We start from the raw sequence: 24825 nt of genomic DNA, 5'->3' as shown, positions 1-24825 counted from the left end.
TCACCTCATGAGCCCTATGCTGAACGAGATCTATAGCCGCCGCATCCTCGAACTCGCCGCCGCGATCCCGCATCTCGGGCGCCTCGCGGATCCGGATGCCAGCGCGACCGCCCATTCGAAGCTTTGCGGCTCGACCGTGACCATTGATCTCAAGGTCGATGACGGGGTGGTGACGGGCTTCGCCCAGGACGTGAAGGCCTGCGCCCTCGGCCAGGCCTCCTCGTCGATCATGGGCCGCCACGTGATCGGCTCCACGGCCGAGGAATTGCGGGAGGTTCGGGAGGTCACCCGGCGGATGCTTAAATCCGGCGGCGAACCTCCGGGCGGGAAATGGGCGGATCTGGCGGTGCTGGAGCCAGTCCGGGAGTTCAAGGCCCGGCATGCCTCCATTCTCCTCACCTTCGACGCCGTGGTGGAGGCCCTCGACCGGGTGCAGGCCCGGAAGGCCGAGGCGGGATGATGCCGAGCCCCGTCCAGCAGGCGGCCCATTACGCGATTCGCGGCTACCAGCTCACCCTCTCGGGTCTCGTCGGCCGCCAGTGCCGCCATCTGCCTTCCTGTTCGGACTACACCGACGAGGCCATCCAGAGGCATGGTTTCTGGGCCGGGGGCTGGATGGGGGTCGCGCGCATCTGCCGCTGTGGCCCGTTCGGCACGTCGGGGCTCGATTACGTGCCGGAAACGTTGCCCGAAGGGGCCGCCTGGTATAAGCCCTGGACCTTCGGTCGCTGGAGAGGCGTGAACGCCCCTGCGATCATCTGCGAGTCGGTCGAACCTGACGGCGGCTGATTCCTTTCCCGTTCCAACACCCGTCGGCCCCCGCTTACCTGCTCCGTTGGCAGGAGTGAGCAAGGAGAACCTGATGATTACAGTGACATTTCCCGATGGCGCCCAGCGGCAATACGAACCCGGAACGACCGGGCGCGAGATCGTCGAGGGCATTGCCAAGTCCCTGGCCAAGCGCACGGTCGCCATGGCCCTCGACGGCACGGTCGCCGACCTGTCCGACCCGATCCGGCGCGATGCCAAGATCGAGTTCCTGAACCGGGACGACCCGCGCGCCCTGGAGCTGATCCGGCACGATTGCGCCCACGTGCTCGCCGAGGCCGTGCAGGAACTCTTCCCCGGGACGCAGGTCACCATCGGCCCGGTGATCGAGAATGGATTCTACTACGATTTCGCCCGCAACGAGCCCTTCACGCCGGAGGATTTCCCGGCCATCGAGGCGAAGATGCGGGAGATCATCGCCCGGGACAAACCCTTCACCAAGGAGGTCTGGAGCCGCGACAAGGCCAAGCAGATCTTCAAGGAGAAGGGCGAGGCCTACAAGGTCGAACTCGTGGATGCGATCCCGGAAGGCCAGGATCTCAAGATCTACTTCCAGGGCGACTGGTTCGACCTGTGCCGCGGCCCGCACATGACCTCCACGGGCAAGATCGGCAACGCCTTCAGGCTCATGAAGGTGGCGGGCGCCTATTGGCGCGGCAATTCCAACAACGCGATGCTCACCCGCATCTACGCGACCGCCTGGGCGAGCCAAGAGGACCTTGAGGCCTACCTGAAGCAGCTCGAAGAGGCCGAGAAGCGCGACCACCGGCGCCTGGGCCGCGAGATGGACCTGTTCCATTTCCAGGAGGAGGGGCCGGGCGTCGTCTTCTGGCACTCCAAGGGCTGGACGATCTTTCAGGAGCTGATCGCCTATATGCGCCGCCGCCTGAAGGCGGACTACAAGGAGGTCAACGCACCTCAGGTGCTCGACGCTTCTCTCTGGGAGACCTCCGGTCACTGGGGCTGGTATCGCGAGAACATGTTCGCCGTGCAGTCGGCAGGTGACGAGGCGGAAGACAAGCGTGTCTTCGCCCTCAAGCCGATGAATTGCCCGGGCCACGTGCAGATCTTCAAGCACGGGCTGAAATCCTATCGCGATTTGCCGCTGCGGCTCGCCGAATTCGGCGCCGTGCATCGTTACGAGCCATCGGGCGCGATGCATGGCCTGATGCGCGTGCGCGGCTTCACGCAGGACGATGCGCATATCTTCTGCACGGAAGATCAGATGGCCGAGGAGTGCCTGAAGATCAACGACCTGATCCTCTCGACCTATGCGGATTTCGGCTTCGACGAGATCGTCGTGAAGCTCTCGACCCGTCCCGAGAAGCGCGTCGGCTCCGACGCCCTGTGGGATCATGCGGAGGACGTGATGACCCGCGTGCTCAAGCAGATCGAGGAGCAGTCAGGCGGGCGCATCAAGACGGCGATCAACCCGGGTGAGGGCGCGTTCTACGGGCCGAAATTCGAGTACGTGCTGCGCGACGCCATCGGCCGCGACTGGCAGTGCGGCACCACGCAGGTGGACTTCAACCTGCCGGAGCGGTTCGGCGCCTTCTATGTGGACCAGGACGGCCAGAAGAAGACGCCCGTGATGGTGCACCGTGCGATCTGCGGCTCCATGGAGCGCTTCACCGGAATCCTGATCGAGCACTTCGCCGGGCATTTCCCGCTCTGGCTCGCGCCGGTGCAGGTCGTGGTCGCCACCATCACGTCCGAGGGCGATGAGTATGCCATGGAGGTGGTGCGCGCCGCCGAGGCTGCAGGCCTCCGCGTCGAGGCGGATCTGCGCAATGAGAAGATCAACTACAAGGTTCGCGAGCATTCGCTCGTGAAGGTGCCCGTGCTTCTCGTGGTGGGTCGGAAAGAGGCCGCCGAGCGGACGGTTTCAATCCGCCGCTTGGGAAGTCCTAACCAGCAAACCATGACCCTCGATGAGGCCCTGAAGGTGCTTGCCGACGAGGCGATCACGCCGGACCGCAAGCGCGCCGCGAAGGCCCTGGCCGAGCCGGACGAGCACCTGACCCTCGACGGCCACCACGTGGTCGCCCGCACGGTCGCCTGAGCGTCATCGCGAAAATGTCCCCGGGCCATGCCCGGGGACAATAGCTTTAGGCCATCTGGTGTCTCAGGGCGTGCACCTGCGCGTCGAGATGGGCCACAAGGTCAGGCGGCAGCTGCATCTGGGTCGCAAGTTGCTGGAGATAGGCCTTCTCCTCCGGCGTATCGGCGTCTCCGATCGCCATGAGGGAGGCGGCATAGAGTTCCGCAGCCTGGGCCTGAGTGCTGGCGAGCCGCGCAATGGCCGCGGGATCTGCCGGCTTGCCCATCACGTCCATCAGGAAACCCTTCTCCTCGGCGCCGAGGCCGAGTTTCTGGATCTGGTCCTGGATACGGGTCGTCTCCTCGCCGTCGAGATGCCCGTCCGACTTGGCGGCCGAGATCATGGCCTGGACGAGCGCCACGCCGAGTTCCCGCCCGTGAGCGTCCTTCTCCTCGCCAATATGGAAGCCGCTGTCCTGCGGAATCTGCGCGGGCAGGTTCGCCGGGCCCGCATTCGTGCCGGGAGCCTGCCGGTTCTGCCAATCCTGATAGGCCTTCATGGCGACGGCCGAGAGCACCGCGAGGCCACCGGCTTTGAGCAGGGATCCGCCCGCCGAGCGGCCGGCCTTGGAGCCGAGGATCAGCGAGAGGAGCGCACCGCCCGCGAGGCCGCCCATCCCGCCCATGCTGCCCGAGACCTGCTTGGCCAGATCGCCGAGATTGCCCGGCAGGTTGCCTAGGTTGCCCTGGTTCGGCATCGGGCTCCCGCCCGGCGGCTGGCCACGCGCCTGGCCCTGGCCGTTCATGAGGCCTTCAAGAATGCTGCCGAGATTCATGTCCGTTCTCCCCGTTTCGCCGGCGCTCGTGCCTGGCCGTTGAAAAGCCCTCCTTCCCGAAACGGTTCCGCGGCGATGCCCCGGCCGTCAGGATGATCCGGGCGACGGGATGTCCGTGGAGAGGAATTCGAGCCTGTTGCCGCAAGGATCTGCCACGTAGAAACGGCGAATTCCGGGCAAAGCTTCGTTCCAAAGGGGAGTATGGCCCGCATCCATCAGGGTTGCGGCCAGGGCGTCGAGATCGGCGACGACGAAACCGGGATGCGCCTTCAGGGCAGGGCGGAAGGGCTCCTCGACTCCGAGATGCACGACGGCATCGCCGCCGCGCAGCCAGAGACCGCCGCGGGCCTTGAGGGCAGGGGGCTTTTCCAGCTCGTCCATCCCCAGCACGCCCACATAGAAGCGGCGGCAGGCTTCCTCGGCGCCTGCCGGAATGGCGAGCTGGACATGGTCCAGGCGCAGGATCACGCCTCGGCCTGCGCCTCGACGGTTTGCTCAATGGCGCCGAAGATCGAATGACCATGACGGTCCTTCATCTCGATGCGGACCGTGTCGCCGAAGCGCAGGAAGGGCGTCTTCGCCTCGCCCTTGAGGATCGTCTCCACGGTCCGCTGCTCGGCGATGCAGGAATAGCCGACGCCGCCCTCCGCCACCGGCCGTCCGGGGCCGCCGTCCGGATCCTTGTTCGACACGGTGCCGGAGCCGATGATCGTTCCAGCCCGCAGGGGACGGGTCCGGGCCGCATGGGCGATCAGGGTCGGGAAGTCGAAGGTCATGTCGGTGCCGGCATCGGGTTTCCCGAAGGCCTTGTCGTTGAGGCTGGACAGGAGCGGCAGACGCAGCTTCCCGCCGTCCCAGGCTTCGCCCAGCTCGTCCGGCGTGACGGCGACGGGCGAGAAGGCGGAGGAGGGCTTTGACTGGAAGAAGCCAAATCCCTTGGCGAGTTCCGCGGGGATCAGGTTGCGCAGGGAGACGTCGTTGACGAGCATCACGAGGCGGATGGCCTCTGCGGCCTCCTCCCGGGAGGCGCCCATGGACACGTCTCCGGTGATCACGGCGATTTCCGCCTCGAAATCGATGCCGTGGGCCTCGTCCACCGCCACGATGGGATCCCGCGGGCCGAGGAAGGCGTCCGAGCCGCCCTGGTACATGAGCGGATCCGTCCAGAAGGAGGCCGGCATCTCGGCGCCGCGGGCCTTGCGCACGAGCTCCACGTGATTCACGTAGGCCGAGCCGTCCGCCCACTGATAGGCGCGGGGCAGGGGCGAATCGCAATCATGCTCATGGAACCGGATCGTCGGTACGGAGCCGAGCTCGAGCTGCTCGGACAGGTCCTGGAGGAGGGGCGCGACCCGTTCCCAGTCGTCGAGGGCCTGCTGGAGCGTGGGGACGATGAAAAACGCGTCCGTCGCGCGGGTGAGATCCCGGGAAACCACGACGAGACGGCCGTCACGGCCTTGCTTAAGGGAAGAAAGCTTCATAACCACCGACCAGGTTGATATGCTTCACTGGAGAGCATCGGACCTGAGGGCGGGATCCCGCCTTCGGAGCAGTCCGATGTTTTCTTTCTGAGGAAGAGCGCCGCGCGCAAACCAGGTCCGCCTGCGCACGGTGCTCGAGCTTGCAACGAAACGACTTGCGGGGAAACGCCTATGTCGACCACCATGAAAAGAAGAACCTTTCTCGCGGGTGCCGGGCTCGCCACGGCCGCCGGGACGGTCGCTGCGCCCGCCATTGCGCAATCGGCGCCGGAAATCCGCTGGCGCCTGACCTCGAGCTTCCCCAAGTCGCTCGATACGATCTTCGGGACCGCCCAGACCTTCGCCAAGTACATGGCCGAGGCGACCGACAACAAGTTCCAGATCCAGGTCTTCGGCCCGGGCGAGATCGTCGGTGGCCTCCAGGCCCTCGACGCAGTCGAGAACGGCTCGGTGGAATGCGCCCACACGCCGGTCTACTACTATATCGGCCGTGAGCCGGCGCTCGGCCTCGGCACGGGCCTGCCCTTCAGCCTCAATGCACGCCAGCAGCAGGCCTGGTGGCACTTCGCCGGCGGCAAGGAGATCATCAACGACATCCTGGCCCGCTACGGCGTCACGTCTCTCGTCTGCGGCAATTCCGGCGCCCAGATGGGCGGCTTCTTCCGCAAGGAAATCAACACGGTCGACGACCTGAAGGGCCTCAAGTTCCGCATCGGCGGCCTCGGCGGCATGGTGCTCGCCAAGCTCGGCGTGGTGCCCCAGCAGCTTGCCCCCGGCGATGTCTATCCGGCCCTCGAGCGCGGCACCCTCGATGCGGCCGAGTTCGTCGGCCCCTACGACGACGAGAAGCTCGGATTCCTCAAGGTCGCCAAGTACTACTATGCCCCCGGCTGGTGGGAGGGCGGCGCCATGCTGCACCTCGTCGTCAACCAGAAGAAGTGGGACGAGCTGCCGAAGAACTACCAGGCTATCATGGCGCAGGCTTCGGAGGCCGCGAATAACTGGATGCTGGGCAAGTATGACGCCGTGAACGGCGGCGCCCTCCGGCGCATGGTCGGCGCGGGTGCGGAGCTTCGCACCTTCTCGCAGCCCATCATGGAGGCGTCCCTGAAGGCCGCGAACGAGCTCTATGCGGAACTCTCGGCCAAGAGCCCGGACTTCAAGAAGGGCTACGATTCGATGGTCGCCTACCGGAACGACGTCCTGCCCTGGTGGCAGCTCAACGAGTATGCCTTCGATACCTTCATGATCCGCACCCGCGGACGGACCTGAGGCATCGCCGTCCGTTTCGCACCTAATATTGTCATTCCGGGACCGACCTTTAGGCTGGTCCCGGAATGACGGCAGAGATTCTGGAATGTCGGACACTTTCACGCGTCCGCCTTACTTGGGCTCCCGCCTGTTCGGATCGAAGTGCTTCTTCAGGTCCTTCCAGCAATCGATGTAGTTCTTTTGTATGGAAGCGGATTCGGCCGCGAATTTCGTCACTCGCTGAGGAAAACGCGTCTCGAACATGAAGGCCAATGTGCCTTCGAGCTTTACCGGCTTCAGCTCCACGTTGCTCGCATGCTCGAACGCCGTCGTGTCCGGTCCGTGTGGCAGCATCTGGTTGTGCAGGGACATGCCGCCCGGCACGAAGCCTTCGGGCTTAGCGTCGTAGACGCCGTAGACCAAGCCCATGAACTCCGACATCAGGTTGCGGTGATACCAGGGCGGGCGGAACGTGTTCTCGGCCACCGACCAGCGCTCGGGAAAGATCACGAAATCCACATTCGCGGTGCCGGGCGTCTCTGAGGGCGCGGTCAGCACGGTGAAGATCGACGGGTCGGGATGGTCGAACAGGACCGCGTTCACGGGCGAGAAGTGCCGCAGGTCGTATTTGTAGGGCGCGTAGTTGCCGTGCCACGCGACCACGTCGAGGGGTGACTGGTCGATCCGCGTGCGATGGAGCTCGCCGCCCCATTTCACGTAGAGCCAGGACGACTCCTCCCTGTCCTCATATGCGGCGACGGGCGTGTGGAAATCGCGCGGATTGGCCAGGCAGTTCGCGCCGATGGGGCCGCGGTCCGGCAGCGTGAAGGCGCCGCCGTAATTCTCGCACACATAGGCGCGCGCCGGCCCTGAGGGCAGTTCGAGCCTGAAGATCACGCCGCGCGGAATGATAGCGATCTCGCCCGGCCCGATATCGATGATGCCGAACTCGGTCCAGAAGCGCAGGGCATTCTCCTGCGCGACGATCAGGTATTCGCCGTCCGCGTTGAAGAAGTACTCGTTCTCCATGGAGCGTGTGGCGAGGAGCAGATGAGCCGCCATGCCGACCTGGGTATCGGAATCCCCCGCCGTCGTGACGGTGAACAGGCCGGTCACGAAGGTGGAGTCCCGGTCGGGGAATGGCAGCGCATCCCAGCGCAGCTGGCCGAGGGGCAGCTCGCTCTCCTCCCGTGCGGCCGGGGCGGTGCGCATGAAGCCCTTGTCGATCTTCTCGTAGCGGCCCGAATGCTTCACGGTCGGGCGGATCCGGTAGAGCCAGGAGCGCTGGTTGGTGGCCTGCGGGGCCGTGAAGGGAGAGCCGGAGAGCTGCTCGGCATAGAGGCCGTAGGGGAGCTTCTGGGGTGAATTGCGCCCGACCGGGAGGGCACCTTCTAGAGCCTCCGTCTCGAACGAGTTGCCGAAGCCTGACATGTAGCCCGGCAGGAGAGCGCTCCTGCGCTGGTCGGGGGCTCGAAAGCCGGAGACGTTCTGAACATTCATCGTCATCTCCTCCACAACCGGCAGCAAGGCGCGATCCCGCTGCCCTGGAAAATCCGAGGCGGTTGCCAATGCAACGATTATGGCGTATTAGTTGCATGAGCAACGGTTTGAGTCAATGACGGCATCCGGATCCAACGCCCGCCAGAAAAATGCCGAGGCCACGCTGGTTCTCGAGGAATTCCTGCCCTATCGGCTCAACGTCCTGGCGAGCCTGACCTCGAACGCGCTCGCCCAGATCTATGCGGAGCGCTTCGGTCTCTCGATTCCCGCCTGGCGCGTGGTCGCGACCCTTGGCCAGTACGATGAGCGCACCGCGCGGGACATCGCGGCCCACGGGGTCATGCACAAATCGACCGTCTCCCGCGCCGTCTCGGCCTTGGAGCAGCGCGGGCTGATCCGCCGTCGCCCGAACGAGGGCGACCGGCGCGAGGAGTGGCTGGCCCTGACCGAGGAGGGGCGGCGCATCTATGATTCCATCGTGCCCGAAGCCCTTGGCTTCGAGAGCCGCGTCATGTCCGTTCTCACGCCGCAGGAACAGGCGCTCCTCGGCGCCCTGGTCGACCGGCTCACCACCAGGGCCCGCGCGATGGTGCCCGAAGAGGATATCCAGCCGTGAAGCTCTATACCTATTTCCGCTCCTCGGCGGCCTACCGGGTCCGCATCGCTCTGAACTTGAAGGGCGTCTCCTACGAGTCGGTCCCGGTGAACCTCCTTAAGGGGGAGCAGAAGGCGCAGAGCTACCAAGGAGTGAATCCGCAAGGCCGGGTGCCGTCCCTCGACCTTGGCACGACAGTGCTGACCCAGTCGCCCGCCCTCCTGGAATATCTCGACGAGGTTTATCCCGAGCCGCCGCTCCTTCCGCTGGGGGCCGTGCAGCGCGCCAAGGTCCGCGCGGTGGCGAGCATCGTCGCTTGCGACATTCATCCCCTGAATAATTCCGGCACTCTGGCCTACCTCAAGAACCGCTTCGGCCAGAACCTGGAAGCCGTGAACGAATGGTACGGCCACTGGGTGCGGGAAGGGTTCGACGCCATCGAACAGCTGATCGAGCCGGGCCCCTATGCGTTCGGCAACCGGGTCACCCTGGCGGATCTCTATCTCGTGCCCCAGGTCTTCAATGCCCGGCGCTTCGACATTCCCCTCGACGCTTACCCGAAGATCGCGGCCGTCGATGCGGCCTGCGCGGGCCTCGAAGCTTTCCGCAAGGCCGCGCCGGCCAGCCAGCCGGACGCAGCCTGAGACCAGGCGCCCCGCCGTCGGCGGAGCGCCATCGCAACGGCCGGCCTCTATCGGGCCGGAGGATCAACAGGAGGAAGAGATGGGACCGTTCCCGCACGATGCGCCGCCCCCGGCTATCACGGACGAGAACCCGATGGGCACCGACGGCTTCGAGTTCGTCGAGTATTGCCATCCGAATCCGGAGGAGCTCGACCGCCTCTTCAAGACGATGGGGTTCTCGCTGGTTGCCCGGCACCGTTCGAAGAAGGTGATGCTCTATCGCCAGGGCGACATCAACTTCATCGTCAATTCCGAGCCCGGCTCCTTCGCGGAGCGTTTCGCCAGCCAGCACGGGCCCAGCGCCCCGGCCATGGCCTTCCGTGTGGTCGATGCGAAATACGCCTATGAGCGGGCCCTCTCTCTCGGTGCAAAGCCGGTCGAGACCCATGCCGGGCCGAACGAGCTCCAAATCCCGGCCATCGAGGGCATCGGCGGCCTGCAGATCTATCTGGTCGACCGCTACGGCGCCAAAGGCTCGATCTACGACGTGGATTTTGAGTGGATCGGCGAGAAGGATCCTAAGCCGAAAGGCGTGGGGCTCTATTACATCGACCACCTGACCCATAACGTCTATCGCGGCCGCCTCAACGAATGGGCCGCCTTCTACGAGAAGCTCTTCAACTTCCGGCAGATCCGGTACTTCGACATCGAGGGCAAGCTGACCGGTCTCCACTCCCGCGCCATGACCAGCCCGGACGGCAAGATCCGTATCCCCATTAACGAGGATGCGGGCGAGAGCGGACAGATCGAGGAATATCTCCAGGAGTACAAGGGCGAGGGAATCCAGCATGTGGCCCTCGGCTCCCACGATCTCTACGATTCCATCGAGCAGCTGATCGGGGCCGGCCTCGAATTCATGCCTGCTCCGAACGAGATCTATTATTCCCGCATCGACAAGAGACTGCCCAAACATGAGGAGCCGGTCGAGCGCCTGAAGCGGAACGGCATCCTCATCGACGGGGAGGGGGTCGTCGAGGGCGGCTTCACCAAGGTTCTGCTCCAGCGCTTCGGCAAGACCGCGATCGGGCCGATCTTCTTCGAATTCATCCAGCGCAAGGGCGACGACGGATTCGGGGAGGGCAATTTCAAGGCGCTCTTCGAGTCGATCGAGGAGGACCAGATTCGCCGCGGCGTCCTCAAGCCGAAGGTCGCCTGATCTTTCCGAAAGGACCGAAAAGACGATTCGAGGAAGGCCGGGCCAGTCCCGGCCTTCTGCGATTCTCCCGCAAGGCTTCCACAATTCGGCCGGACTTTTCCACGGACCAGGACCTTACGGAACTTGCCTCAGGCGCGAAGCCGGCGGCCCCGGATGCCAGAATACCCGCCAAGGAAACCCTTGTATTTTAAGGGTTTGTTAGGAAAATGGCCAAAGTCCTAACGAAGCGTAAATATTGCCTGCCATGATCGTTGCCTTTGTGCAACATCTCCGGGGAAACCCCCTCTCGCGGCCCCTTTTGCGCCTTCATTCTGTTGCCTGCCGGGCCGGTCTGGCTAATGTGTCGACAGCGACGGGGGCACCCCAGTCGTGATTTGTCGGTTCCAACCACGATGGTGGGGTCGTCAGGTCTCTAGGGGATAAGGGACGTGTTTTACGCTTCGTAGAAGCTGTCGAGGCACAAAACCCGGCCCCCCAGGGTCTCGAAACTTTGGAGGTCAACCAATGAAGCTCGTTAAGAGCCTTCTGCTCGGATCGGTCGCGGGTCTCGCCGCCGTTGCGGGCGCTCAAGCTGCCGATCTTCCCGTGAAGAAGGCTGCTCCTGTTGAATACGTTCGCGTCTGCTCCACCTACGGTGCAGGCTTCTTCTACATCCCGGGCACGGAAACCTGCCTGCGCGTCGGTGGCCGCGTCCGTGCGGACTACGTGTACGGCGAGCCGCTCGTCCGTGCTGATGACGCCATCGGCTTCCGCGCTCGTGGCCGCATCCAGCTCGACGCTCGTACCGCGACCGCTTACGGCCTGCTCCGTACGTTCGTGCGCTTCGAGATCACCCGTTCGTCCGGCACGCCGTTCGGCGTGGCCAACACGGGCCGCATCAGCCAGTCCCCGAACGTTGCTGAAGCCTTCGTGCAGTTCGGTGGCCTGACCGCCGGTCGCGTCGTGTCGTTCTTCTCGAACGGCGACCTGCCCACCGGTCACATGGGCACGCTGCGCTTCGACGACGCTCCCGACGTCGACCTGCTCGCCTACACCTTCTCGTTCGGCAACGGCTTCTCGGCGACGATCTCGCTGGAAGACGGTCTCGAGCGTCGTGAAGGCCTCGTGTTCGGCAACACCTGGGCGAATGCGAACTACGCTGGTCAGCGCGCTCCGGACCTCGTCGGTAACATCAAGTACACCGGCACCTGGGGTACGGCTCAGCTCTCCGGTGCTGTCCACCAGATCCGCAGCAACAACCTGATGTCGGTTGCTACGCCGTTCGGCGTCGTCGCCGATTACCCGGACACCGAGTACGGCTTCGCGGTTTCGGCCTCGGTCGGCGTGAACCTCCCGCAGCTCGCCCCCGGCGACGCTCTGTGGTTCGCTGCGACCTTCGCTGACGGCGCTCCGGCCTACCTCGACGGCGGCAACGCCGGCACGGTCATCACCCCGTTCGCTGCTTTCGAGAACGGCACCCCGACCCTCGTCGATGCCAGCATCGATCCGGTCACGGGCGACCTGAAGAAGAGCCGCGCCTGGTCGATCGCCGGTGGTCTGCGTCACTACTGGACCCCCCAGATCCGTTCGAACTTCTTCGGTTCGTACCTGAGCTCGGATAGCCGCCAGGCCTTCAACACCCCGGCTGACTTCCGTGAGTACCGCCTCGGCGCCAACATCTTCTGGCAGCCGGTGTCGGGCCTCGACCTCGGTGTGGAAGTCATCTACGCCAACACGGATCTGCGTGGCATCAACCCGGTCACGGGCATTGGCTACCGCAACTCCAACGGCTGGGAAGGCCGCTTCCGCGTCCAGCGCGACTTCTAATCGGTTCAACCGATTGGTTAGGGAAACCCCGGTGGAAACACCGGGGTTTTTCTTTGCTTTCCGTCCAGCATGGAACTCCGGCTGAACCGGGCTCCCTCGCGACGGAGGTTGGGACGGATCAGCGTTCGTCGGAGAGCAGCCGGGAAGGAAGCCAGGCGCACAGAGCCGGCGGAATGGCCGTGACCTCGTGATATGGACGGCGTTCGGGCGCTGGAAGGAGACTCAGGCTGCGATGGCCTGATCCCGCTCCGCCTCGCCGATCAGGCCTTTGATCGCATCGATGAGATCGCCTTCGAGGAGCGGGGCATGGCCCTGGCCCGGAATGGTGATCGCCTTAAGACGGGGATGGGTTTCCTGCATGGCCTTCAGGGTTGCGGCACTCAGGAGGTCCGAGTTGGCTCCGCGGATGGCCAGGACCGGAAACGGCTTGAGACCCTCGAAGAGGGGCCACAGATCCGGCAGGGGCATTTCGAGGTCCAGGGCCTCAAGGGACTTCATCAGGAGCGGATCGTAGCGCAGGACTAGACGTCCGCTCTCTACCCGCCAGGTTCCAGCGGCCTGCTTGAGCCATTGTTCCGGCCCGAAGGCCGGGAACTGGGAGCCCGAGAGCTGCCGGAGGAGGTCTGCACCTTCCTGCAGGGTTTGCGGAGTAGGCAGCTTGCCCACATAGCCCTTGATCCGCATCAGGCCCTTGCCCTCGATGGCGGGACCGACATCGTTGAGCACGATTCCTGCAAGAACCGTCGGATGCAGCGCGCCCAGCGCCATGGTTATGAGGCCGCCACGGGAGGTTCCAACGAAAGCCGCTTTGTGAACGCCCGCCGCCGTCAGGACCTGGAGGACGTCGTTTGCCTCGATCCGGACGTCGTAGTTGCGCCAGTCCTTGTCCCATTCCGAGCGGCCCCGTCCCCGGTAATCGACGCAGAGCACCCGGCGCGGCCGGGCGGCATCGTGGCTCAGGCTCTCGGCGAGGTCATGGAAATCCTCCGACGTCCGGGCGAGGCCGGGAAGGCAGACCACCGGCAGGGCGCTGGAAAGCTCCGGGCCGTAATCACGCGCATAGAGGCGCAGGCCGTCCGAGGCCGACACGACAAGATCCCGATAGGGGTCGTTCATCCGCTGCTGCTCCGAATCCCTCTGCGCCAGGGCCGCATCCTGCCTCAATTCACCGGCTTGGTCGCGTCTGCCGTCAGATCCTTGCCTGCCTGGGATGGTTCGGGGGGGGCGGGCTGCTTGAGGCGCTGGCGATAGACATTGAGGTTCTCCAGCACCCGCTGAACGTAGTTCCGGGTCTCGGAGAAGGGGATCCGCTCCACCCAGTCGATAGCATCGACCTCCGGCTCGCGGGGATCGCCATAGGCCTTGATCCATTTCCGCACGTTACCGCCGCCCGCATTGTAGGACGCGAAGGCCAGGATGTGCGAACCCTTCCAATCCCCCATGAGTTCGCCCAGATGCGCCGAACCGAGCTTGGCGTTGTAGGCCGCGTCCGCCAGGAGCTTGTCGAGATCGAAGCCGAGGCCGACCCGGCGGGCTGTCTCCTTCGCGGTCGCGGGCATCAGCTGCATGAGCCCACGGGCTCCGGCGCTCGAGATCGCGCGGGGGTTGAAGGCGCTTTCCTGGCGGGCAATGGCATAGACCATCGCTGGCTCCACCTCCTCGCCCACCGGCTCGAAGTCCGGGACGGCCGCCAACGGATAGGCATGCATATCGAGCGGGAAGCCCCGTTGCGAGGCCAGTTTGCCGACGATCAGCGCCGCGCGGGCGTTTTTCCGCTCCGCCGCAAGGCCCGCGAGCGCATCGAGCTGCCCCGGATCGCCAAAGGACTGGGCCAGTTCCGTATAAAGGCCGAGCACCAGCTCCGGCTCGTTGATCTCATGAAGCGCCGCCAGCGACTGAACGGGAACGAGGGACTCGAAAGCCCTGCGCTCATCCGCCGAGAGCGGCTCCACTCTCCGCAGGGCAATGGGCTGGCCGAGTTTCGTTCGGGCGAGCTGCCCGTAATAGGTCGTCGGCCGGTCGGCGGCTCGCTCGTAGAGGAGCTGTGCCTCCCGGAAGGAGCCTGCGGCCTCCGCTGCCCGGGCCCGCCAATAGATGACCCGCGAGAGGGAGATTGGCGTGGTCGCGACCTTTTCGGCCTCCGCGAAATGCTGCCCGGCCGCGGCCGGATCCTTCAGGAAGCGCAAGGAGATCCAGCCCGCATGGAAGGCTGCCTCGATCTGCTGGGCAGGCGATTCCGGCGCGGCCTGACTTGCGACCTGATAAGCTGTTCGGGCGTCGCCCTTGTCGAGGAGGGCGCGGGCGACGAGGCGGCGCTCAGCCCACCACTCGTCCCCGTCGACCAGGAGTTCCGGGTCGCGCGGGGCCTGCGCCATGACGGCGGCCGCCTCGGCCAGTTTGTTGGCACGGCGCAGGTAAAGGGCGCGGGAGAAGAGATAGGACGGGTCCTTGCGCAGGTCGGCCGGCACGGATGCAAAAGCCTTCTCGGCCTTCTTCTTGCCCCGGTAGAGATCCGTCCTGGCCTTGACGAGGGTTTCGTAGTTCTTGCCCGCATAGCCGGCGGCCCGCTGGGCCGCCCCCCAGCTCTCCTTGAACAGGAGCCGCTCCATGCGGAAACGGTGATCGGCCTGCGCCAGCACGCCCGGGAAGCGGTCGAGGATCCGGCTTTCCCATTCGGGCCCGAAGGAATCCTCCCGCCATACCTGGCGGATCAGCGCATTGGCCTCCTGGTCCTGGCCGTCCGTCTTGTATGCGAATGCGAGCGCAATCCTCCCGCCGGCCGTAACGGGCTTCTGCTCCGCAAAGAAGGCGCGGACCTGGGCGGAGGGCCTGCGCTCTGCCACCAGGGCCTCCTCGGCCCGGCGCCGGAACTGGGCCGTCTGCGGCCAGTCGGGGTAGGCCTTGCGGAAGCCCGTGATCCGGTCGAACCCCATGGGGGCGCCGCTGCGGATGGCGAACCATTCGGCCAGCGCCAGGGATGCGGGCTGCGTCAGCTTGGTTTCGAGGATCTGCGCCTCGGCCCCATCGCCGGAGCGGTAGGCCTTCAGGATCAGGGGCAGGTAATCCCGGTCCTGCAGCGGAACGATGGGCGGGACGAAGCCGTAGCCGTCCACCGAGCCCGTGGTTTCCGGGTCTGGGATGGTCGCCGGCGCGACACGAGGCGGAGGGCCGGCCTCCTCGGGCGAGGTGGCCGCCATGACGACCGGGGAGGCGAGCGGGACAAGGACAACCGACGCCAGCAGGCGCGGCAAGAGACGGGTCGTGAGGCTCATGTGATCCCCTTGTCGTCGTACGATGCCCTGTTTCGGCGACGTTATGCTTGAGGAAACACCATGTCAGGGGCTAGGACAACTCTCGACGGGGCCGTTTGCGCCGATGCGCCGCAGCCCCTATGTGTAGGCCCGCAGGCCTGAAACTCCATTGAACGCTGCTATCGCGAGGAAGAACATGACGCAGTTCCAAGGCTCCATCACGGCGCTTGTAACCCCCTTCAAGGATGGGGCCGTGGATGAGGCGGCGTTCCGGAAACACATCGCCTGGCAGATCGAGAACGGCACCAAGGGCCTGGTTCCGGTTGGCACGACGGGCGAGAGCCCGACGCTGAGCCACAAGGAGCACGACCGGGTGGTCCAGATCTGCGTCGAGGAGGTGAAGGGCCGGGTCCCGGTCATCGCCGGGGCGGGGTCGAACAGCACCGAAGAGGCCATCGGCTTCTCGCGCCATGCCGAGAAGGTCGGCGCGGATGCGCTCCTGATCGTCACGCCCTACTACAACAAGCCGACCCAGGAAGGTCTCTACGCCCACTTCAAGGCGATCAACGACGCCGTGGGCATTCCGATCATCATCTACAATATCCCGGGCCGGTCGGTGATCGACATGTCCGTGGAGACGATGGCGCGGCTCTATGAGCTCAAGAACATCGTGGGCGTGAAGGACGCGACCGCCAGCATGGCCCGGGTCAGCCAGCAGCGGCAGGCCATGGGGCCGGACTTCATCCAGCTTTCCGGCGAGGATGCCACGGCTCTCGGATTCATGGCCCATGGCGGTCACGGCTGCATCTCGGTCACGTCCAACGTGGCGCCGCGGCTCTGCGCCGAGATGCAGAACGCTTGCCTGAAGGGCGATTACGCCACGGCCCTGAAAGTCCAGGACCGGCTGATGCCCCTCCACGAAGCCCTGTTCATTGAAACCAACCCGTCGCCCGTGAAGTATGCCGCGTCCCTGCTCGGCCTCATGGGGGACGATGTGCGCCTGCCCCTGCTGCCCGTGTCCGAGCCGACCCGGAAGCGCGTGCGGGACGCCATGGCCCATGCGGGCCTGATCAACGCGTGAGACGATGAAAAGCGATCCGAAAAATGCCCACCGCATCGTTGCCGATAACCGGAAGGCGCGGTTCAACTACGAGATCGTCGATACCTACGAGGCCGGCATCGCCCTGACCGGCACGGAGGTCAAATCCCTGCGCCAGGGCAAGGCGACCATCGGAGAGGCCTATGCGGGCCCCTCCGGTGAGGAGTTCTTCCTGTTCAACGCCTATATCCCTGAATATCTCCAGGCGAACCGCTTCAACCACGAGACCCGCCGGCCCCGGCGGCTGCTCCTGCACAAGCGGCAGATCAACAAGCTGATCGGCGCCACCCAGCGCGAGGGCTTCACGGTCATCCCCCTCAAGGTCTATTTCAACGACCGTGGGCGGGCGAAGGTCGAGCTCGGCCTCGGGCGAGGCAAGAAGTTGCACGACAAACGCGAGACCGAGAAGACGCGCACCTGGAACCGGGAAAAGGCTCGCCTCATGCGCGAGAAGGGCTGAGGTTTGCCTCAGCCCGGTCTTTCTTCGCGGCCCCAGCCACCAGGGTGGCCGCAGCCGCGCCCGCATGATCCATATAGCTCGGATCCCGATGCAGCAGGACGGCCGCGAATGAGCCGTCGAGCAAAAGGGCGATCTGCCGCGCGAGAGAATGTGGATTGTCGATGCCGTTCGCCGCGAAGGTTTCGGCCAGCCAATCCTCGAACTTCTTCTTGTGCGCGGCGCCGATCTTCATGGCCGGATGCCCGGGCAGGTTCGCGAGTTCCGCCGAGGTTCTCAAGAACCCGCAGCCCTTCCATTTCGGATGGCGGGCCGAGCGGGCGAGATGGGCGAAGATGCTCTTTACCTTTTCGGGAAGCCCTCCGTCGGCTTCGGCGAACCAGCGTCGGAACAGCGCGAGGTTCGGCTGGTCCCGGGCCGACAGATAGGCGGCCACCAGATCGTCCTTGCTGTCGAAATGGTAATAGAGGGTCCGCTTGGTGACGCCCGCCTTTTCGGCGACCGCGTCCATGCTCACGGCCCTGATTCCCTCATCGTAGAACAGCCGCGATGCCGCCGAGACGATGCGTTCGCGGGTCTGGTTCGTCGCCATCGCGGCACCTCATGTATACTGACCAGTGAGTATACATGAGCGGTCTCTCCGTCATAGCTTTTCCGGACGCAATCACGTCTGTGGAGAGTAGACCATGTCGGACACTGTGCTGATGAACATCGAGGACGGCATCGCCTGGCTGACCCTGAACCGGCCCGCAAAGCTCAATGCCCTGAACTACGAGACCATCGACTGCCTCCTCGAACTGCTCGACGAGATCGAGGTGGAGCATGCGATCCGCGTGGTCGTCCTCACGGGTTCCGGCCGGGCCTTCTCGGCCGGAGGGGACATTCCCGAATTCTCCCGCAGCGTCAGCAGGGGCGCGGCCCGGGCTATGCGGGATTTCGTGCGACGTGGGCAGGCCCTGACGGCCCGCCTGGAGGCTTTTCCGAAGCCTGTCATCGCGGCCGTCAACGGGCCGGCTTACGGGGGCGGCTGCGAGATCACGGAAGCGGTTCACCTCGCCGTCGCGAGCGAGCGGGCGGTCTTCGCCAAGCCCGAGATCATACTCGGAATGCCGCCGACCTTCGGCGGGACGCAGCGCCTCCCGCGTCTTGCCGGCCGCAAGCGGGCGCTCGAACTTCTCCTGACGGGCGATGCCTTTTCGGCTGAGCGCGCGCTGGAGCTAGGGCTCGTGAATCAGGTCGTGCCCCATGACGCGCTCCGGCCGGCCGTGAAGTCCCTGGCGGAGCGGATCATGCGTCATTCGCCGCTCGCGACGCGCAGCATCGTGGCGGCCGTCACACGAGGGCTGAACATGACGATCGGTGAGGGCCTTCAGGCAGAAGGCGAGCAGTTCGCCGCCCTGGTTCCGACGGCCGATCTCGCGGAGGGGCTCGGCGCCTGGATGGAGCGGCGCCGGCCTGTCTGGCAGGGACGTTGAGAAAAGGATGCCCGCCCGGCGGGCATCTGACTCAGACCTCGAAATCGTCGTCCTGGGGCTGGCGGATGCCGTAGCGGCGCTCCAGACCGCCGCTCTGCGGCTGCGCGTGGCGCGCGGGACGCTCCGGGCGCTCCCCGTTCTCTCCCACGGCCCGCTGCGGCCGCTCGGTCGGGTCGCGGCCGATCTTGGAGGCGAGCTGGGCGAGGTCCAGGAACTCGTCGGCCTGACGGCGCAGCTCGTCGGCCACCATGGGCGGCTGGGTGGTGACCGTGGACACGACGGAGACGCGCACGCCCCGGCGCTGCATGGCCTCGACCAGGGAACGGAAATCCCCGTCGCCCGAGAACAGGACCATGTGGTCGATATAGGGAGCGAGCTCCAGGGCATCGATCGCGAGCTCGATATCCATGTTGCCCTTGACCTTGCGGCGGCCGGCCGAATCCACGAACTCCTTCGTCGGCTTGGTGACGACGCGGTAGCCGTTATAGTCGAGCCAGTCGATCAGGGGGCGGATGGAAGAATACTCCTGATCTTCCACCAGGGCCGTATAGTAAAAGGCGCGGATCAGGGTGCCTCGGCTCTGGAATTCCTTGAGCAGGCGCTTGTAGTCGATGTCGAAGCCGAGGGTCTTCGTGGTCGCGTAGAGATTGGCTCCATCGATGAAGAGCGCGATCCGTTGCTGGCCTGCCATATGTAATCTCTTGCTTGATCCGGCTGGGCCCATCAAAACAACTTGCTTAGCAAAGCGACATCAAACTTTTCGCGGTTCAAATACAATCGCGCGATCTATTTGCGACGTGCCTGGAAACAGGCTGTTCTAAAAACCCATCAGACGAGTAAAAACTTAATGCACCATAGTAAAGCCATGCGGCCTTTTGGTGTCAAGATAATGCTTTAAAAACGCCTTATTTCTCCAAAGAGAAACAATGCTAAGCTAAGCTGTAATGTTGCGGCTTCCGGGCTTCACGGCCGGGAGAGCGGCAAGTTCTGGCGGCAACTTGTCGGCCGGATAAGCCGGAATATCGAGCTGGACCAGGGAAACCAGCGGAACGCCGAGGTCAGCCTTGCCGCCGGAGCGATCGATCAGGCAGGCGGCGCCGAGGATCTGGCCCGGATGCTCGCGCAGGGCCGCGAGGCATTCGCGAGAGGACAGGCCCGTGGTTACGATGTCCTCCACCATGACGACCCGCGCGCCTTCCGGGATCACGAAGCCGCGCCGCAGCGCGAAGGTCCCGTTCTCCCGCTCCACGAAGATCGCCTTGCAGCCCAGGTGCCGCGCCGTCTCGTAGCCGGGCACGATCCCGCCGATGGCGGGCGAGACCACGTAGTCGACAGGGCCGTAGGCCTCGCGGATCTTCTGCGCGAGGGCGCGGCAGACGCGCTCCGTGCGGGCAGGGTCCTGGAACACGAACATCTTCTGCAGGAAGACCGGGCTATGCAGGCCCGACGAGAGAATGAAGTGTCCCTCCAGAAGCGCACCGGCGGAGCGGAATTCGTCGAGAACGTCATCGGGGGTCATGGCTTCGTCTCCTGCGTCGCCGCTCTTTGGCAGGCGCTTTCGCAGGGCGCAAGGGGAGATCCGCATCGTGCTGGTGCACGCGCTGTTCCGTGGCCCTGATGTCACGCGGCCGGAAGCAGGACGACACCCAGCATGAGGGCCGCCAGGACCGCCATAGCCGAAAGGCCGAAGACCCAGTCGCATGGGCCGAAGCCCGGCGCGTTCATGATCGTGCGTGGTCCTGTGGGCGAAAGGCCCCGTGCCTCCATGGCGATGGCGGTGCGGCCGGCGCGGCGGATCGCGACCGCGAGGAGCGGGACGACCAGGCTGAAGAGCTCGATAGGGCCGGGGACGCGTCGCGGCGGGCGCCCGCTCTTCATGGCGCGGGCAAGGCGCATCTGCTGCGCCTCTGCCGCCAGATCCGGCACGAGCTGCATGACGGCGAACAGAGAATAGCCGATCCGTGCGGGCAGGCCGAGGGTCGTCATGAGGGCGCGCACGGCCCGGTCCGGGTCGGTCGTCAGGGCGAAGACCATGGAGATCGCTCCGCAGGCGAGCGCGCGCAGGAACAGGGTCAGACCTGCCGAGAAGGCCGGAGACCTGAGGGGCGCCTCTCCGGCCACCTGCAGGGCGAAGCCGCTCTCCCGGTGGAAAAGCAGGGACGTGGTCAGGAAGCCGAACCCGAACAGCGCGAAGGGGATCGCCAGGAGAAGGAGCCGAAGCGGAGAGACGCGGCCGAGAGTGACGAGCGCGAGGGCCGGGATCAGGATGCACGCGACCTGGAAGCGCGCGTCGAAGACCAGCATGGCGGCGAAGAGCCACGCGACGCATACGGCGAGCTTGGCGATGGGGTTGACGGCGCTCAGCATCGGGAGACTCGTTCCAGCCAGCGGCGTGCCGGGGCGCAGGACGGCTCGGCCAATCCCGCGCGCCGCAGGAGCGCAGCGTCGAACAGAAGAGTGTCCGGAGGACCTTCAGCCAGGATCTGTCCCTCGCCGACCACCACGCAGCGGGTGCACAGGCGCAGGGCGAAATCCATGTCGTGGGTGATGAGCGCGAGGGCGCGGCCCTCGTCCTTCAGGGCCGCGATCTTGCCGGCGAGCGTTGCGACGCCCCGAGCATCGAGGCCCGCGGTCGGCTCGTCGAGCACCAGAAGCGGCCATCGGTCCCCGGCCGTCAGGGCCGCGAGGGCGAGCCGCCGCTTCTGGCCCTGGGAGAGCGTGAAGGGATGCCGATTCTCCAGTCCGGAGAGGCCCCATGCGGCGAGCGCCTGCACGAGGCGGCGGAGCTTCTCGTCCTCAGGCATGCGCCGCTCCAGCCCGGAGAGAATCTCCTCCCGGACCGTGCCGGCCACGAGCTGAGTCTCGGGACGCTGGAATGCGAGCCCGCCGGGAGCGCCGCTGCGCGTGCCGCCTTTCAACCGCAGGAGGCCCGCGAGGCTGGCACCGAGGGTGGATTTTCCCGCCCCGTTGGCCCCAAGGATGCCCAGAATCTCGCCTGCGTGAATGTCGAGATCGATGCCGCGCAGCACGGCCGGCCCACCGAAGGGCGCGCAATCGGCACTGCTGAGCCGCGCCAGGAGACGGCCCGGCGCAGAGGGAGCAGGATCCGGTCGGCAGGCAGCAAGAAATGCCTCCACGGCAGGTCGGGCCTTAGCGATGTCCGCCTCGGGAGCCGCGTCGGGTTCGAGATGGGCGAGCGCCTCCGGCACCGAGAGGGGCGGAACCGGCGACGCGACGCCTGCCTCCGCGAGTACCTCGTCGAGGTCGCTCGCGGTCGGGCACCAGATTCCGAGGGAGCGCAGCAGGCTGCGCTTCTCGCGGAACAGGTGGCGTGGCGCGCCCTCGGCCACGAGGGTGCCGTCCCGGCCCAGCACGGCGACCCGGTCGATGGAGCCGATCAGCCCGTCGAGCCGATGGTCGACGATCAGGATCGTGCGGTCCTGATCCTTCCGCATCAGCAGACCATGGAGCCGTTCTGCCGCCTGCGGCGCCAGATGCGCGGTCGGCTCGTCGGCAACGAAGAGCGGCGCGTCCTGCACAAGGGTCGCGGCGAGGGCGAGAAGCTGGCGCTCGCCGCCCGACAGGGTCATGGAACGGCGCTGCCGCCAGGTCTCCGGCAGGCCGACCTGTTCCATGGCGGCGCGCACGGACGCGGCGATGACGGCCGGCGGCAGAGTGCGGTTCTCGAGCGCGAAGGCGATCTCGTCCTCGACACGCATCCCACACAGGGTCTGGTCCGCGTCCTGGAAATACTGGGCCACGTCCTTCGCCCAGGCCCAGGGCTCGCGTTCCGTGGCATCCATGCCGAAAAGCGCGACCGCGCCGCGGATCTCGGCCGGGATGCTGCGCGGGATGAGCCCCGTCAGGGTCAGGAGCAGGGTCGACTTGCCCGAACCGGACGGGCCAAGCAGCAGAAGCCGCTCGCCCGGGCGTACATCGAGCGCCACCGGCCCGACCGCATCCCGCTTCTCGAACGGGTAGCGGACCGCAATGTCCCGCCATTGCGCGACGGGCGGCACCTCAGGCCGCGACGATCCGCTTGTCATGGTCGATGGCGAGCCCCGAAAGCGCGCCGGTCCGGTAGAGAGCTTCCACGATCACATGGCCGAGCCAGCCGCCGAGGAGCGCGCCGCTCGCGCAGCGAAGTGCGAACATGGCGATGAGCACGCCGGGCTCCAGGGCGCCGTAATTGAAGCGGATCCATGTATAGGCGAACGAGAAGATCGCGGCGCCCACGCCTGCCGCCATGAGGACCGGAAGCGAGTAGTTCCGCCACCGGGTCGCGGCGAACACCGCCTCGGCTCCTGCGCCCTGGATGGCGCCCGAGAGGAGGAGGATCAGGCCACCCGGGCTGCCGAGAAGGATCTCGACCCCCGAGGCCAGGACCTCCGCCGCAAAGGCGACGCCAGGCTTGCGGATGATGGCCGCCGCGACGATCGACGCCAGGAACCAGAAGCCCATCACCACATCCATGGTGAGCGAGCCGAAGACAGCCTGGGCGATCAGCCAGACCTGGACCCAGGCGAGATAAAGCACCGCGAAGACGGCGCCCAGGACGGTGACGATGAGGGTTTCCTTGAGAGTCCAGCCTTGGTGACGAGACATGGCACGTTCCCGGTTTGTGAGTGGGCAGAGAAAAGGGCAGGCGAGCGCTTTACGCGCGGGTGGGGCTGTTCGCCGACACCTTCATGTCGAGGGCCACATGGCCCTCGGGCGCGCCGAAGCGCAGAAAGGCCTCGCTCAAGGTCGCGAAGACCGGACCGGCATCGCCGCGCAGCTTGGTGCAGAAGTTCTTCGACCGGTCGAAGACGCCTGACTGCTTGAGAAAGTCGATGCAGCCGTAGATCTCGTCCATGTGGTGGCCGCTGCCGAGCGGATAGAGCGAGAACTGTGCTGCGACCGGCTGGCCGAGGAGGGGCGCTTCGCGCACGGCCGCGAGCGCGGCCGCGACACGCCGGTCGAGGGGCAGGGCAGGCTCGCCCGCCGCGATGGGCGTGCAGATTGGATCGTCGGGTTCTCCCGGACAACCGCGCGACACGGTCGCGGCCAGCACGCAATGGGTGCCGCCCTTGGCGGCCGCCGCGAAGAGGTCGCGCATGGCCGGGAAGAGCTGGTCGGGCGGGCCGACGATGAGGGTCGAGACGTCGTCCGTCTCGATCCGGAAGGACGGCCGGTAGGGATCGAGCGCCTTAATGGCGTCGAGGATGGTGCGGACGAAGTCGTCCGCCATGGGATAAAGGGAAATCTGCGCGCCGGAAAACATGCTCGCCTCGCTCCGCTGGTATTATCCAGATCAGCTTGAGGGTCCGTCGGCTTCGCGCCGCCATCTCAGCCCCGGCAATACGGAGCACCCCTGTCGAATGGCGACATGCTTAAACCTTCCGTAGAGGAAAGGCAATTCCCGCGGTGGCGCTTCTGATCTGCATTGGAATGGCGGAGGAAGCGCGACGGTATTCCCTCCCCCTTGTGGGGAGGGCTAGGGTGGGGGTGTCGGCGCTGAAGTCTCAGAACGTGGCGCTCACACCCCCCTCTCCAACTCTCCCCCACAAGGGGGGAGAGGGCACGGTGGCGCTTCCAGCAGGTATCCGAGATCTGCGAGGGAGGAGAGCAGGGCGGCGTTTCCCGAGAGCACGCGAGGTCCGTGGAGGAAAGCCGCTTAGCGCCTCCCGCAATCAGGAGCGCGCGGCTTCCACGAAGGCGTCGAAGACCCGGTGGCCACGGTGGTCGGCGGACATGGCTTCCGGGTGCCATTGCAGGCCGACTGCGAAACGGCGGGACGGGATCTCGATGGCCTCGATCACGCCGTCCGGCGCGTGGGCACTGGCGACGGCCCGGTCCGAGATATCGACCACCGCCTCACGATGGAAAGTGTTTACGTCGATGCGGCCGGTGCCGAGGATGGCCGCGAGTGCCGTGCCGGACACGATCCGCGCCTCGTGCTGGAGGTCGTCCCCATCGTGCGGGATGATGTCGGGCCGCGTCGCGCGGATATCCGAGACCATGCGGCAGCCATGGAGGCAGGCGAGCATCTGCATGCCGTTGCAGATGCCGAGCACGGGCTTGTCCCGTTCGAGGAAGGCTTCCATCAGGGCCTGGTCGACGGCGAGCCGGTCCGAGACGGGAAACTGCGAAGCGTCACCGTCCACGTACCAGCTCTGCGGAAAGTTGATCCGTCCGCCGACGCTGACGAAGCCGTCGAACTCGTCGGCCACGGTGGCAACCAGGTCTGCCACGTAAGGGATGCCGAAGGGCAGGCCCCCGGCCCGCGCAACGGCGTTGAAATAGCCCTTGGTCATGTCGTAGCGGGTGCCACCCGCGCTGGTGTTCTCGCCGAGGATAATGGCGATACGAGGCTTGGTCGTCATGA

At 65.7% G+C, this 24825-nt stretch carries 25 protein-coding genes and 1 riboswitch; of the genes, 11 read left to right on the top strand and 14 right to left on the bottom strand.

The window, feature by feature from the left end:
* Positions 1–16 precede the first annotated feature (16 nt).
* From C4E04_RS12810 to thrS, 3 genes are all read left to right on the top strand, one after another.
* A complete protein-coding gene (locus C4E04_RS12810; protein ID WP_109597888.1) occupies positions 17–460 on the top strand; it encodes an iron-sulfur cluster assembly scaffold protein in 444 nt (147 codons plus the stop codon).
* Entirely contained in the window at positions 457–789 is a 333-nt protein-coding gene (yidD, locus tag C4E04_RS12805) for a membrane protein insertion efficiency factor YidD (protein ID WP_174219272.1), read from the top strand. The genes C4E04_RS12810 and yidD overlap by 4 nt, the downstream gene beginning before the upstream one ends.
* Before the next feature lie 73 nt (positions 790–862).
* Positions 863–2890 carry a threonine--tRNA ligase gene (gene thrS, locus C4E04_RS12800; RefSeq protein ID WP_109597887.1) on the top strand — a complete coding sequence of 676 codons (2028 nt, stop codon included), beginning with the start codon at positions 863–865 and terminating at the stop codon, positions 2888–2890.
* A gap of 46 nt (positions 2891–2936) precedes the next feature.
* Here thrS and C4E04_RS12795 read toward each other — a convergent pair whose 3' ends face one another.
* The 3 genes from C4E04_RS12795 to C4E04_RS12785 all read right to left on the bottom strand — a co-directional run bounded on the left by C4E04_RS12795 (position 2937) and on the right by C4E04_RS12785 (position 5185).
* Positions 2937–3704 (bottom strand): tellurite resistance TerB family protein, encoded by a 768-nt coding sequence (locus tag C4E04_RS12795; RefSeq protein ID WP_109597886.1) that lies wholly within the window; start codon positions 3702–3704, stop codon positions 2937–2939.
* Positions 3705–3791: 87 nt separating this feature from the next.
* Positions 3792–4172, bottom strand: a complete 381-nt coding sequence (locus C4E04_RS12790) for a VOC family protein (protein ID WP_109597884.1) — start codon at positions 4170–4172, stop codon at positions 3792–3794.
* The gene (locus C4E04_RS12785) at positions 4169–5185 is read right to left on the bottom strand and encodes a fumarylacetoacetate hydrolase family protein (RefSeq protein ID WP_109597883.1); all 1017 of its coding nucleotides are present in this window, start codon (positions 5183–5185) and stop codon (positions 4169–4171) included. Before C4E04_RS12785 ends, C4E04_RS12790 begins: the two co-directional genes overlap by 4 nt.
* Positions 5186–5368: 183 nt before the next feature.
* Between C4E04_RS12785 and C4E04_RS12780 the strand changes: the two genes are divergently transcribed.
* Positions 5369–6457 carry a TRAP transporter substrate-binding protein gene (locus C4E04_RS12780; RefSeq protein WP_109601095.1) on the top strand — a complete coding sequence of 363 codons (1089 nt, stop codon included), beginning with the start codon at positions 5369–5371 and terminating at the stop codon, positions 6455–6457.
* A 111-nt stretch (positions 6458–6568) separates the two neighbouring features.
* Here the strand turns inward: C4E04_RS12780 and hmgA are convergent, their stop codons facing one another.
* Positions 6569–7936, bottom strand: a complete 1368-nt coding sequence (hmgA, locus tag C4E04_RS12775) for a homogentisate 1,2-dioxygenase (RefSeq protein WP_109597882.1) — start codon at positions 7934–7936, stop codon at positions 6569–6571.
* 115 nt (positions 7937–8051) lie between these two features.
* Between hmgA and C4E04_RS12770 the strand changes: the two genes are divergently transcribed.
* The 4 genes from C4E04_RS12770 (at position 8052) to C4E04_RS12755 (ending at position 12176) form a co-directional block, all read left to right on the top strand.
* A complete protein-coding gene (locus tag C4E04_RS12770) occupies positions 8052–8552 on the top strand; it encodes a MarR family winged helix-turn-helix transcriptional regulator (protein ID WP_109597881.1) in 501 nt (166 codons plus the stop codon).
* Positions 8549–9175: a maleylacetoacetate isomerase gene (gene maiA, locus C4E04_RS12765; RefSeq protein ID WP_109597880.1), complete on the top strand. Its 627-nt coding sequence runs from the start codon at positions 8549–8551 to the stop codon at positions 9173–9175. Before C4E04_RS12770 ends, maiA begins: the two co-directional genes overlap by 4 nt.
* A gap of 79 nt (positions 9176–9254) precedes the next feature.
* The gene (gene hppD, locus C4E04_RS12760) at positions 9255–10370 is read left to right on the top strand and encodes a 4-hydroxyphenylpyruvate dioxygenase (RefSeq protein ID WP_109597879.1); all 1116 of its coding nucleotides are present in this window, start codon (positions 9255–9257) and stop codon (positions 10368–10370) included.
* Between the two features lie 504 nt (positions 10371–10874).
* Positions 10875–12176, top strand: a complete 1302-nt coding sequence (locus tag C4E04_RS12755) for a porin (RefSeq protein ID WP_109597877.1) — start codon at positions 10875–10877, stop codon at positions 12174–12176.
* A gap of 222 nt (positions 12177–12398) precedes the next feature.
* Here C4E04_RS12755 and C4E04_RS12750 read toward each other — a convergent pair whose 3' ends face one another.
* Together C4E04_RS12750 and C4E04_RS12745 are read right to left on the bottom strand one after the other, a co-directional pair.
* Positions 12399–13292, bottom strand: a complete 894-nt coding sequence (locus C4E04_RS12750; protein WP_109601093.1) for an alpha/beta fold hydrolase — start codon at positions 13290–13292, stop codon at positions 12399–12401.
* Positions 13293–13336: 44 nt separating this feature from the next.
* Positions 13337–15448 (bottom strand): lytic transglycosylase domain-containing protein, encoded by a 2112-nt coding sequence (locus C4E04_RS12745; RefSeq protein WP_245416098.1) that lies wholly within the window; start codon positions 15446–15448, stop codon positions 13337–13339.
* 175 nt (positions 15449–15623) lie between these two features.
* Between C4E04_RS12745 and dapA the strand changes: the two genes are divergently transcribed.
* Both dapA and smpB read left to right on the top strand, forming a co-directional pair.
* Entirely contained in the window at positions 15624–16508 is an 885-nt protein-coding gene (gene dapA, locus C4E04_RS12740) for a 4-hydroxy-tetrahydrodipicolinate synthase (protein ID WP_210204571.1), read from the top strand.
* Positions 16509–16512: 4 nt separating this feature from the next.
* Positions 16513–16986, top strand: coding sequence for an SsrA-binding protein SmpB (gene smpB, locus C4E04_RS12735; RefSeq protein WP_109597876.1), 474 nt, complete (start codon positions 16513–16515; stop codon positions 16984–16986).
* On the opposite strand, the gene C4E04_RS12730 is transcribed toward smpB, so the two are convergent.
* Positions 16967–17575, bottom strand: a complete 609-nt coding sequence (locus C4E04_RS12730; RefSeq protein WP_109597875.1) for a TetR/AcrR family transcriptional regulator — start codon at positions 17573–17575, stop codon at positions 16967–16969. The two genes, smpB and C4E04_RS12730, sit on opposite strands and share 20 nt — an antisense overlap.
* Positions 17576–17669: 94 nt before the next feature.
* Here C4E04_RS12730 and C4E04_RS12725 point away from each other — a divergent pair, with 94 nt between their 5' ends.
* Positions 17670–18458 carry a crotonase/enoyl-CoA hydratase family protein gene (locus tag C4E04_RS12725; RefSeq protein WP_109597874.1) on the top strand — a complete coding sequence of 263 codons (789 nt, stop codon included), beginning with the start codon at positions 17670–17672 and terminating at the stop codon, positions 18456–18458.
* 31 nt (positions 18459–18489) lie between these two features.
* On the opposite strand, the gene C4E04_RS12720 is transcribed toward C4E04_RS12725, so the two are convergent.
* From C4E04_RS12720 to C4E04_RS12690, 7 genes are all read right to left on the bottom strand, one after another.
* Positions 18490–19149, bottom strand: a complete 660-nt coding sequence (locus tag C4E04_RS12720) for an NYN domain-containing protein (RefSeq protein ID WP_109597873.1) — start codon at positions 19147–19149, stop codon at positions 18490–18492.
* A 243-nt stretch (positions 19150–19392) separates the two neighbouring features.
* Entirely contained in the window at positions 19393–19977 is a 585-nt protein-coding gene (gene pyrE, locus C4E04_RS12715; RefSeq protein ID WP_109597872.1) for an orotate phosphoribosyltransferase, read from the bottom strand.
* A gap of 101 nt (positions 19978–20078) precedes the next feature.
* Entirely contained in the window at positions 20079–20825 is a 747-nt protein-coding gene (locus C4E04_RS12710; RefSeq protein WP_109597870.1) for an energy-coupling factor transporter transmembrane protein EcfT, read from the bottom strand.
* Entirely contained in the window at positions 20819–22504 is a 1686-nt protein-coding gene (locus C4E04_RS12705; protein ID WP_109597869.1) for an ABC transporter ATP-binding protein, read from the bottom strand. Before C4E04_RS12705 ends, C4E04_RS12710 begins: the two co-directional genes overlap by 7 nt.
* Positions 22479–23063 (bottom strand): ECF transporter S component, encoded by a 585-nt coding sequence (locus tag C4E04_RS12700; protein WP_109597868.1) that lies wholly within the window; start codon positions 23061–23063, stop codon positions 22479–22481. The genes C4E04_RS12705 and C4E04_RS12700 overlap by 26 nt, the downstream gene beginning before the upstream one ends.
* Positions 23064–23112: 49 nt before the next feature.
* Positions 23113–23721 (bottom strand): YkoF family thiamine/hydroxymethylpyrimidine-binding protein, encoded by a 609-nt coding sequence (locus tag C4E04_RS12695; RefSeq protein WP_109597867.1) that lies wholly within the window; start codon positions 23719–23721, stop codon positions 23113–23115.
* Positions 23712–23823: riboswitch (TPP riboswitch) on the bottom strand. Its footprint overlaps the gene before it by 10 nt.
* A 307-nt stretch (positions 23824–24130) precedes the next feature.
* Positions 24131–24823 carry a gamma-glutamyl-gamma-aminobutyrate hydrolase family protein gene (locus C4E04_RS12690; protein ID WP_109597866.1) on the bottom strand — a complete coding sequence of 231 codons (693 nt, stop codon included), beginning with the start codon at positions 24821–24823 and terminating at the stop codon, positions 24131–24133.
* Between the last annotated feature and the right edge of the window lie 2 nt (positions 24824–24825).

Source organism: Microvirga sp. 17 mud 1-3, assembly GCF_003151255.1.
In the GTDB taxonomy this organism is placed as follows: Bacteria; Pseudomonadota; Alphaproteobacteria; order Rhizobiales; family Beijerinckiaceae; genus Microvirga.
This window is presented reverse-complemented; position numbering and strand designations above follow the sequence as displayed.

Coding starts and splice junctions, on each gene's coding strand:
- C4E04_RS12770 (WP_109597881.1), top strand. CDS start 8,052: ATGACGGCATCCGGATCCAACGCCCGCCAGAAAAATGCCGAGGCCACG.
- C4E04_RS12710 (WP_109597870.1), bottom strand. CDS start 20,825: ATGCTGAGCGCCGTCAACCCCATCGCCAAGCTCGCCGTATGCGTCGCG.
- C4E04_RS12795 (WP_109597886.1), bottom strand. CDS start 3,704: ATGAATCTCGGCAGCATTCTTGAAGGCCTCATGAACGGCCAGGGCCAG.
- C4E04_RS12730 (WP_109597875.1), bottom strand. CDS start 17,575: ATGGCGACGAACCAGACCCGCGAACGCATCGTCTCGGCGGCATCGCGG.
- dapA (WP_210204571.1), top strand. CDS start 15,624: ATGACGCAGTTCCAAGGCTCCATCACGGCGCTTGTAACCCCCTTCAAG.
- hppD (WP_109597879.1), top strand. CDS start 9,255: ATGGGACCGTTCCCGCACGATGCGCCGCCCCCGGCTATCACGGACGAG.
- C4E04_RS12700 (WP_109597868.1), bottom strand. CDS start 23,063: ATGTCTCGTCACCAAGGCTGGACTCTCAAGGAAACCCTCATCGTCACC.
- pyrE (WP_109597872.1), bottom strand. CDS start 19,977: ATGACCCCCGATGACGTTCTCGACGAATTCCGCTCCGCCGGTGCGCTT.
- C4E04_RS12780 (WP_109601095.1), top strand. CDS start 5,369: ATGAAAAGAAGAACCTTTCTCGCGGGTGCCGGGCTCGCCACGGCCGCC.
- yidD (WP_174219272.1), top strand. CDS start 457: ATGATGCCGAGCCCCGTCCAGCAGGCGGCCCATTACGCGATTCGCGGC.
- thrS (WP_109597887.1), top strand. CDS start 863: ATGATTACAGTGACATTTCCCGATGGCGCCCAGCGGCAATACGAACCC.
- C4E04_RS12695 (WP_109597867.1), bottom strand. CDS start 23,721: ATGTTTTCCGGCGCGCAGATTTCCCTTTATCCCATGGCGGACGACTTC.
- C4E04_RS12785 (WP_109597883.1), bottom strand. CDS start 5,185: ATGAAGCTTTCTTCCCTTAAGCAAGGCCGTGACGGCCGTCTCGTCGTG.
- C4E04_RS12750 (WP_109601093.1), bottom strand. CDS start 13,292: ATGAACGACCCCTATCGGGATCTTGTCGTGTCGGCCTCGGACGGCCTG.
- C4E04_RS12725 (WP_109597874.1), top strand. CDS start 17,670: ATGTCGGACACTGTGCTGATGAACATCGAGGACGGCATCGCCTGGCTG.
- hmgA (WP_109597882.1), bottom strand. CDS start 7,936: ATGAATGTTCAGAACGTCTCCGGCTTTCGAGCCCCCGACCAGCGCAGG.
- smpB (WP_109597876.1), top strand. CDS start 16,513: ATGAAAAGCGATCCGAAAAATGCCCACCGCATCGTTGCCGATAACCGG.
- C4E04_RS12720 (WP_109597873.1), bottom strand. CDS start 19,149: ATGGCAGGCCAGCAACGGATCGCGCTCTTCATCGATGGAGCCAATCTC.
- C4E04_RS12690 (WP_109597866.1), bottom strand. CDS start 24,823: ATGACGACCAAGCCTCGTATCGCCATTATCCTCGGCGAGAACACCAGC.
- C4E04_RS12745 (WP_245416098.1), bottom strand. CDS start 15,448: ATGAGCCTCACGACCCGTCTCTTGCCGCGCCTGCTGGCGTCGGTTGTC.
- C4E04_RS12810 (WP_109597888.1), top strand. CDS start 17: ATGCTGAACGAGATCTATAGCCGCCGCATCCTCGAACTCGCCGCCGCG.
- C4E04_RS12755 (WP_109597877.1), top strand. CDS start 10,875: ATGAAGCTCGTTAAGAGCCTTCTGCTCGGATCGGTCGCGGGTCTCGCC.
- C4E04_RS12705 (WP_109597869.1), bottom strand. CDS start 22,504: ATGACAAGCGGATCGTCGCGGCCTGAGGTGCCGCCCGTCGCGCAATGG.